This window comes from Micromonospora sp. NPDC005161, from assembly GCF_053599855.1.
The window spans coordinates 1-8,925 of the sequence record NZ_JBSFYQ010000092.1; the positions used below are offsets into that span (position 1 = coordinate 1).

At 70.6% G+C, this 8,925-nt stretch carries 3 protein-coding genes and 1 pseudogene; 1 reads left to right on the forward strand and 3 read right to left on the reverse strand.

Going from position 1 to position 8,925, the window contains the following annotated elements:
- Nucleotides 1-80 precede the first annotated feature (80 nt).
- Entirely contained in the window at nucleotides 81-5,699 is a 5,619-nt protein-coding gene (locus ACWD5O_RS36490; protein WP_450088104.1) for a GH92 family glycosyl hydrolase, read from the reverse strand.
- A gap of 385 nt (nucleotides 5,700-6,084) precedes the next feature.
- On the opposite strand from ACWD5O_RS36490, the gene ACWD5O_RS36495 reads away from it, so the two are divergent.
- On the forward strand, nucleotides 6,085-7,107 hold the full coding sequence (locus ACWD5O_RS36495) for a LacI family DNA-binding transcriptional regulator (RefSeq protein ID WP_354966750.1): 1,023 nt from the start codon (nucleotides 6,085-6,087) through the stop codon (nucleotides 7,105-7,107).
- A gap of 39 nt (nucleotides 7,108-7,146) precedes the next feature.
- Here ACWD5O_RS36495 and ACWD5O_RS36500 read toward each other — a convergent pair whose 3' ends face one another.
- Both ACWD5O_RS36500 and ACWD5O_RS36505 read right to left on the reverse strand, forming a co-directional pair.
- On the reverse strand, nucleotides 7,147-8,175 hold the full coding sequence (locus tag ACWD5O_RS36500; RefSeq protein WP_354966751.1) for a LacI family DNA-binding transcriptional regulator: 1,029 nt from the start codon (nucleotides 8,173-8,175) through the stop codon (nucleotides 7,147-7,149).
- A 346-nt stretch (nucleotides 8,176-8,521) separates the two neighbouring features.
- A pseudogene (locus tag ACWD5O_RS36505) lies at nucleotides 8,522-8,925 on the reverse strand (beta-L-arabinofuranosidase domain-containing protein); the annotation flags it as partial.

An 8,925-nucleotide genomic window follows, 5' to 3' on the forward strand; every position in this document is an offset into this window, starting at 1 on the left:
TCACGAACACCACCGCGAACACCAGACCATTACCGGCGAACGCCCCCGGGCCCGCCCCGCGCGCTACCGCTACCGCCGACTCAGTTCGTGACGGTGAAGGGCAGCGCGACCCGCGTCACCGACTCGGCCCCCGCCAGCGTGATCACGGTCGAGCCGGCCTTCGCCGCCCCGGGGACGCTGACCGTCGCACCGGCGATGACACCGTCACCATTCGCGCGCACGGTGCTGACCGCGAGGCCGTCACCGAAGCTGACCGTGACCGCCTCGTTCGGAGCGAACCCGGCGCCGTCGACCGTGATCGACGTACCGTGCGGTCCGGCGGTGGTCGTCAGCGCCGCCTGCGGATCGTAGGTCGGCTTCTCCTGCTGACCGGTCACCTGGACGGTGGCCGTCGCCGGCGTCCGGGAGGACGCGCCGGTGGCGGTGACGGAGTACCGGCCGGGCTCGGCGTCACCGGACGTCGCGACGGAGGCGCGTACCGCTCCCGCCGCGGACGCCGCGACCTTGACGGTCCGCGCCGGACTGGTGCCGAGAGTCACGGTCACCTGCTCACCGGCCGCGAACCCGCTGCCGTTGACGGTGACCGCGTCACCGGTTGTCACGGTGGCCGACGTCGACACCGCGATCGCCGGCTGGAGTCCGCCCCCCGCCACGGTCACCGTGAAGGTCGCGGTGCTGCTCGACGACGTGTCCCACGCGGTGACGTGCACCGTGTAGGTGCCCTCCTGCGCATAGGTGTGCCGTCCGCTCAGCGCGCCGTCCGGGCCGACCGTGACGTCGTCCGGAACCGTGCCGTCGCCCCACTGCACCCGGGCGTGGAAGCCCGTCGTGCCGGGAACGCCGCCGCTCACCGAGCCGAGCGTGGCCGCGAGGACCTGCCCGGCGTCGGCCGTCTGGTCGCTCGGGGCGGTGGTCACCAGCGCGGCGGCCGGAGTGCCGTCGTTCGCGACGGCGAACACGTGGATCCGGCCCGCCGAGCCGGGGTCGCCGGTCTGCGTCGGCAGGGTCACCGAGACGAGCGTCTTGCCCGCCGGGATCTGGTACGGCGCGGTGGCGAACAGGAACGGCTGCGCGCCGTCCCGGCTCGTGCCGCTCAACCGGTACGCGGCCTTGGCGACGACGATGTTGCCGTACGACGGAGTGCCGTTGGCGTTGCCGCCCAGCGTCCAGTCACTCATCTGGATCGGGATGCTGGCCGTGCTGCCGTCGCTGAACGTCGCCGTGCCGGTGCTGTTCTGATTGCCCTGCGTGCCGGCGCCGATGAACGAGATGCTCCGGGCGTCGGTCGGCAGGTCGAGAACGACCGTCCTGCCGTTGCCGGTGGTGTTGTCCGGCTGCCCCGCCGGGACCACCGGCAAGGTGAACTGCAGGTCCGTTCCGGGCACCTGGTGCCGCTGGCCCTGGGTCACGCCGGCCGCCGTCAGGGCGGCCCGCGAGTACGCCCACGACTTGGCGTCGCAGTTCGCCGCGAGGGCGCCCTCGTCACCGATGCAGACGGTGTCGAACGCCGCGGTGAGGCCGGAGCTCGGCGCGTAGGCCACGTCGACGCCGACCGTGACCGAGCCCTGGCCGGTGCCGTCGGTCACCGTGACGCTCGCCTGGTGGTGACCCGGCGTGGCGTACGTGTGCGAGCCGCTGACGCTGTAGACGGCCCGCGAGCTCAACGTCAGGGTGCCCTCGGTGGTCGGTGAGCCGTCACCCCAGTCGATCGTGGCCCGGTAGCCGCTGGCGGTACCCCCGGTGACGGAGGCCAGTGGCACCGAGACGGGTGCGCCGGACGTCGCGTGCACGCTGCCCGCGGCGGTCACCGTGATGTCGCCGCCACCAATCTCGAAGTCGCCTCCGGCGAGCAACTCGATCTCGGCGAGGTTGGCCTGCGCGGCGCCGGCGGTCCTGCTGACGACGAGACGGAACTGGGCGTACCGTCCCGGCCTGTCGATGGTGAACGGACGGGTCTGGTTGCGCCACCGGAACGCCTCGCCCTTGCGGGAGTCGACGGTGCTCCAGGTGATGCCGTCATTGGAGCCCTGCAACCGCCAGTCCGCCGGATCGCCCGCACTGGCACCGGAGGTGAGGGTGTAGTGGCTCGGCTTCTGCCTGGCGCCACGGGAGGCCCAGCTGACCTGCGGCGTCGCGGTGGTGAACGTCAGCTGCGTGGTCGACGAGTCGTCGAACAGCTTCGACGCGCCCTGGCCGCCCGTCGCGTTGGCGGTGCCGAGACCGGGGCCGGTGACGTCCTGCAGCGGCTTGGGCGCCTTGTCGCCCCTGGTCAGCGACGGCGGCGCGTCGTTCTTGCCGCTGCCCCAGGACGACGGCTTGGGGCCCATCTGGAAGTCGATCGTGCCGCCCTTGGCGAACGCGCTCACGTCGACGGACAGCTCGCGCTGCTTCTTCCCGTTGACCGTGACGCCCTGCACGTAGACGTTCTTGGTGCTGTTGTCCGGCGCGTTGACGACGATGTCGCCGCTCGTGCGGTGGACGGTCATCTTTGTGAACTGCGGCGAGCCGATGGCCCAGTGGGACGATCCGGCCTGCAGCGGGTAGATGCCCAGCGAGCTGAGGATGTACCAGGACGACATCTCGCCGTTGTCCTCGTCGCCCAGGTAGCCCTGGCCGATCTCGCTGCCGACGTAGAGGCGCTGCAGGATCTCCCGTACCGCCGCCTGCGTCTTCGCCGGCGCGCCGGCGAAGTTGTACATGTACGGGATGTGGTGCGACGGCTGGTTGCTCATGCCGAGCTGTCCCATCCGCACCGCGCGCGCCTCGAGCATCTCGTGGATCGTGCCGCCGTACCCGCCGGGTCGGTCGGCGTTCTCCGGGGTGGCGAAGAACTGGTCGAGCTTGTCGCGCAGCGCCTTCTGCCCGCCGTGCAGGTTGGCCAGTCCCTGGCCGTCCTGCTGGGCGGTGAACGCGAAGTTCCACCCGTTGGTCTCGGTGTAGACGCCGCCCCAGTCCAGCGGGTCACCGGCGAGGAAGTTGCCGGACGCGTCCCGGCCCTGGAAGAGCTTCGTCTTCGGGTCGAAGAGGTGGACGTAGTTGCGGGCGCGCTCCAGGAAGTACCGTGACTCGTCCTTGAGCCGCTGGCGCTCCGACTTCGGCGTGGCCGGGTCCTTGGCCAGGGCCGCGCCCATGTTGCCGATGCCGTAGTCGTTGATGAAGCCTTCCAGCGCCCACGACACCGACTCTCCGGTGGACGTCGGCGTGTAGCCGAGGAACAGCGAGGTCTCGATGCCCTTGCGGCCCACCGCGCTGCGCCCGGAGGCGACGGTCGCGTCCTTGACCGCCGCGTCGTACGCCGCGAGCGGGTCGGGCAGCTTGACGCCGGTGAGGTACGCCTGGGCCAGTGCCACGTTCGCGCTGGTGCCGGTCATCAGGTCGGCGTAACCCGGAGACGACCAGCGGGCGATCCAGCCGCCGTCGCGGTAGTGCTGGACGAACCCGTCGGAGATCCTGGCCGCGACGTCCGGGTACAGCAGCGCGTAGGCGGGCCACACGGTGCGGTAGGTGTCCCAGAAGCCGTTGTTGACGTAGATCTGGCCGTCCACGATCTTCGCGCCGGTGTGGGTGGCGGACGACGTGCCGGTCGGCGCCGACACCGGGCTCGCGTACTGCCAGCGCGGCGCGGCGGCGCTGCCGGTGTTCTCCGACTGCGAGTTCGGGTACAGGTTCAGCCGGTACAGGTTCGAGTACATCGTCACCAGCTGCGTCTCGGCCGCCCCCCGCACCTCGACCCGGCCGAGCCGGTCTTTCCACGCGGCGGTGGCGGCGGCGCGGACCTGGTCGAAGCTCTTCCCGGTGACCTCCAGGTCGAGGTTCCGGTGCGCCTGGTCGACCGATAGGAACGAGGTCGCGATGCGCATCGTCACCTGGCGGTTCGCGGAGATGTCGAAGGTGGCGGCCGTCGCGGAGGACGCCGTGGGCGCCCGGTCGAACGTGCCGGACACGAACATCCGGCTACGACCGGCCGACAGGCCACTTCCGTTGTCGACCCAGCCGGTGAACGTGCCGTCGGCGCCGATGGTGAACGTGCCGTTGTAGAAGACCAGGCTTCCGGTCGCCGGCCCGGACGGGAAGGTGAACCGCATGATCCCGGCATGGTCGGTGGGCGACATCTCGGCGGTGAGGCCGTTCTGCAGCGCGACCCGGTAGAGGTCCGGCTGGGCCGTCTCGTCGTCGTGGTTGAAGGCGAGCGCCCGGCTGCTGGGCGGCCCGGTGAGGGGGCCGTCGCCCGCCACCGGCATGACCGACATCTGGTTGCGGTCACCCATCCACGGGCTCGGCTCGTGCGAGATCGCGAGGCCCTGCAGGGTGGGCAGGTTGGCGGCGTTGTTGACCCGGTGGTACTGGTACTCCCACGAGTCGGACGTCGCGTCGGTCACCGGGGTGAAGAAGTTGAAGCCGTTCGGCACCGAGGTGATCGGCAGGTTGTTGCCGCGCGAGAACCCACCGGTCGAGTTGGTCCCGCGCCGGGTGTCGACGTAGTTGGTGAGCCGCGAACCGTCGATGGACGCCGGCGAGGCGGTCACCGCGACGTCGTCGAGCCAGCCCTGGAACCGGGTGTCCGCCGTCGCCTGCGGGTTGTCGTAGGCGAGCAGGATGCGGTCGATCGTCCTGCCGCGTGCGACCGCGCCGATGTCGGCCTGCACCGCGTTCCACTGGTCGGCGTAGAGCACCTTCGACGCACCCTGCCCGTCCGGGGTGAGCGCGTAGCCGTGCTGGTCGACGGGCGAGAGGCCGCTCAGGTAGCTGCCGTCGGTGAAGTGCAGGTCGACTGCCGCGAAGGTGGACGGATACTGCGGGTCCTCGCCGGTGTACTCCGGGAAGATCTTGTAGGAGAGCCGGGTCTTCGGCCCGACCGGGATGTTGACGTCGAACAGCCGGTTGGTCGCGTACGAACGGCCATCGTCCTCGGCGCCGCCCGCGTACCGGAGCGAAGTCAGTCCGGTGAAGCCGGCCCCCGGCTTCGTGGTGTAGCCGCCGGACGGACCGGTGCCGACGACGCTGACCATGGGAGCGGCCGGCGGTCGGACGTTGGAGCCGTCGCTGATGTCCCAGCCGGCGAGCTGCACGAGGGGGTCACCGGAGTTCGCGGTGATGTTCAGCCGGTAGTAGCCGTAGGCGGTCGTGTTGGTGAGGCTGTAGGTCTTCGTGGCGAACCGCCGAGGGAAGCTCTGCTCGGTCTGCCTGTTCAGGTCGACCCAGGTGCTGCCGTCGGTGGACCCCTGCACGGTGAAGTCCCTGGGGTCACGGGTCGGAGCGTCGTCCCCGGAGGTCAGCGCGTACCGCACCACGGCCGTCGGCTTGGTCAGCTGGTAGGTCACCCAGCCGGTCCGGTTGCGCGCCAGCCACTTGGTCGACGGATCGCCGTCGGTGAGCTTCGCGGCGGTCTCGTTCGGCGGGTTCTCGGCGCTCGCGGTCACCGCCTGGACCTGACCGAGCAGGCTGCCGGGCAGTACCCTGCGGCTCGATCCGCTCAGGTTCGCCTGGACCGGTTTTCCACTCTGGTCGACCTCGACGGTGCTCGCGGAGGGTTGCGGGTCGGCCGACTCGAACGAGGAGCTGAAGGTGCCGGGCGGCGCGGTGGTCGGCGCGGCGCTGGCCAGGGGCGCGCCGACGAGCAGGCCCACCGGCAGCAGGACCGCGGTTGTCGCGGCGATCAGTCGGGGGGACAGGAGGCGCGCGATGGGGGGTTGCGACATAGGGGCAGGGCCTTTCGCCTCGAACCGGGTCGAGTACGTCGAACGTCTGGGCAGAGTGGACCGTGGCTGCGGTCCATCGTGGTGGATTCCTCGGAGCCGCCTGACATCGTTGTCATGAGAACTCACGACGACGACGCAGGAGCAGTGGACTGTCGCTGATGGTTCCGGGTGGATCACGGCCGTGTCAATGGGTTCACCAGAGCGAAACAACCTGTGGTCGCATCCGCTCCGAAAACCGTTTCGGCTCGTCGTCGCGGGCGTGACGATCTACCGCCCTCGACAGCTTCGCCACCTTCCCCGGAGCCAGCGTGCGCACTACGCTTGCGGGGAGCACGGGCAGCAGGCACCCGCCATTCACCCCTGAAATGTTTGCGAAAGGCTTTCGGTGGGCCGACGACGATCCCAGTCAGTGACGTTGAGCGACGTGGCGAACCGCGCCGGCACCTCCGTGGCCACCGCGTCCAAGGCACTCAACAGCCGCGCCGAGGTCGCGCCGGAAACCCGGGAACGGGTCCTGCGGGCCGCCGCCGAGCTGTCGTTCCAGCCGAACGTGCTGGCCCGCGGTCTGATCTCCGGGCGCACCCGCACCGTCGGGCTGCTCACCGACGAACTCGGTGGCCGGTTCGCCATACCCATCCTGCTCGGCGCCGAGAACGCCCTCGGCAACGGACAGATGTCCGTGCTGCTCTGCGACGCCCGTGGCGACGCGATCCGACGGCAGCACTACATCCGCACCCTGCTCGCCCGCCAGGTCGACGGGTTCATCGTGGTCGGCGACAGCAACGACCTGCGCTCGTCGTTGACACAGGACATCCCGGTCCCGGTGGTCTACGCCTACGCCGAGTCGACCGATCCGAACGACCTGTCGATCGTCGCCGACGACGAGGGTGGCGCCCGGCTCGCCGCCGAACACCTGGTGTCGCACGGCCGCCGCAGGATCGGACACATCACCGGGCCGGACACCTACCGAGCGGCCCGTGATCGCGCCACCGGACTACGAACGGTGCTCGCCGAGGCCGGGCTCACCCCGGCCGGCGACCCGCTCTACGGCGAGTGGTCGCAACGATGGGGCCGGCACGCCGCCCGGTTGCTGCTGGCCGCCCGGCCGGACGTGGACGCGATCTTCTGCGGCAACGACCAGGTCGCCGCCGGCGCCGCCGACACCCTGCGCGACCTCGGTCGGCGGATCCCCGACGACGTGGCGATCGTCGGATACGACAACTGGGAGTTCTTCGCGGCCGACTGCCGACCGCCCCTGACCACCGTGGACCTCAACCTCGAACAGCTCGGGGCCGCCGCGGTCAACCATCTCTTCGCCGCGATGGACGGCAACGCCGGCTCCGGGGTCATCCGGCAGCCCGGCCGCCTCGTGGTCCGCGAGTCGACCGGCCCGGTGCTGCACCACTGAACCCCACGGCCGCGCGGGCGTACAGCACGGCCGCCGGACTCAGCCGACGGGCAGGGTCGACTCGCGCATCACCACGCGGCCGGGGAACTCCTCCGAACTGGGCGCGGCACCGTCGATCGCCGCGAAGAGCCGCTGGCCGGCCACCTCGCCGAGGTGCTTCAGGTTCATGTCGATGCTGGTCAGCCGCGGACGGGAGTCGGCGGCGACAGCCTCCCAGTTGTCGAACCCGATGACCGAGATGCTGCGCGGCACGTCACGTCCGAAGTCACGCAGCGTCTCCAGGACACCACGTGCGATCTGGTCGCTGCCGCAGAAGATCGCGTCGACCTCGGGGTGTTGCTCGACGACCATGTGTGCGGCGGCTCTGCCCCAGGACTCGTCCCACGACCCGAAGTAGGGCCGGTCGCCGACCATTCCCAGGCCGGCGTCGGCGAGGGCGGCGGCCGCGCCCTCGGCACGGTCCCTCGCCGCCTGGAACCCGGCCTCCCCGGTGATGTGGGCGATGGAGCGCCGGCCGCACGCCAGCAGATGCTCGATGGCGAGCCGCCCACCACCCACGTTGTCGACCGTGATCGAGATGTCCGCCGGATCGGCGGAGGGTGCGTAGACGTAGACGACCGGCACGGGGATGGTGCCGGCCAGCGGCGGGCGGGGGTCGGTGCGGGAGCCCACGACGATCAGGCCGTCCACCCGCCGGGACAGCAGCGCCTGCACGTGATGCTTCTCCCGGATCGCGTCGCCACGCGCGTCGCACAGGAAGACCGAGACCTGGCCGGCCCCCGACGCGTCCTCGGCGCCCATCAGGATGGGGATCGAGAAGCGCCCCTCCAGGTCGCTCGTCAGCAGGCCGACGGTGCCGGTCCGGCCACTGAGCAACCCGCGGGCCAGGGCGTTCGGCGCGAAGGACAGCAGCTCCGCCGCCTCGAGCACCCGGACTCTCGTGGACGACCGCACCTCGCCGCGACCGTTGATGGCCTTGGACGCGGTGGCGACCGACACCCCGGCGAGCTTGGCCACATCGGTGAGCGTGGGCGGGCGGTAGGCGGGGATCTCGGGCTCGGTGGTCATGCGATGCTCCCTCTCAGCGACCGACACAGGTGCGCTGCGCGTCGGTGAGGCCGTCGCCGGGTGTCTTGTCGATCAGCCAGCGGAAGCACATCCTAAAACCTTTTCGGAGATGTTGCGGCGCGGGTGCGGCCCCCGCAGCACGCGCGGAACCCCTACCTGGGCGGAACACTACACGGGGAGCTCGCCGCCCTGTCACAGGCAGGGACACCCGTCCCGAAAACCTCTCGAAACCTCGACCGAATGCCCTCGCTCGACGGCGGCAGGGAAAGCCACCGAACGGCCGTGGCCCGGTCGACTCGACCGGGCCACGGCCGTCCAGCACGCGGAGGACGGCAGCAGGCGACGCCTACGGAGCGAGCTCCTTGTTCGATCGGGCGGCGGTCGTCACGACGGTCGACCTCTCCTCCTGGCTGAGCAGTCCCGCCTCGACGAACGCCTGCGCGACGTGGTTGACGGTCGACACGAACTGGCCGTGGTTCTTGAAGGGCGCCTGATCCCAGACCAGGTCGAGGAAGGTCGGGCCGTCGGTGCCGGGTGAGGTGATTCCCTGCACGGGTACGTCGTAGTTCGGCAGGCCGTCGTTGCGCTTGTGGTTCGGTACGCCGGTGTCGACCGACCCGAACACGATCGTCGGCTCGACCCGCCGGAAGTACGACGAGGCGGCCTGGGCGTCGCCGATGTAGTACGGCCGCAGGGTGAAGCCGTGGGTGGTGAAGAGCAGGTCACCCCCCGCCGTGGTGCTGGCCTGGG